Source organism: Paraburkholderia sp. SIMBA_027 (assembly GCF_046535315.1).
GTDB lineage: Bacteria > Pseudomonadota > Gammaproteobacteria > Burkholderiales > Burkholderiaceae > Paraburkholderia > Paraburkholderia tropica.
The window spans coordinates 1-242 of sequence record NZ_JAWRWY010001461.1; the positions used below are offsets into that span (position 1 = coordinate 1).

At 55.0% G+C, this 242-nt stretch carries 1 protein-coding gene; it reads right to left on the reverse strand.

From position 1 onward, the window contains the following. A partial coding sequence (locus SB764_RS44035) for a hypothetical protein (RefSeq protein WP_410867318.1) occupies positions 1 to 208 on the reverse strand: 208 nt, incomplete at its 3' end. Between the last annotated feature and the right edge of the window lie 34 nt (positions 209 to 242).

Here is a 242-nt window from a genome sequence, read left to right on the forward strand (position 1 = left end):
TCGGCCCGTACCAGATTTTAGAGGCCCCTTCGCGCCCGGCGTTCGATTTCGCCATCTGTTCCAGGACGGCAAAACCTTCGTCACGGCGATCGCTAGTAAACAGCAATAGCGCCAGATTGTTTTGCAGGCCCGTATTTCCCGGCGTATCCGCATTAATGCGTTTTAGCTGATTAATCGCTTCGCCACGGCGAGCCGGAATTTTCGCCACCGTACTCCAGTACTCGACAGCAATGTCACCTTCC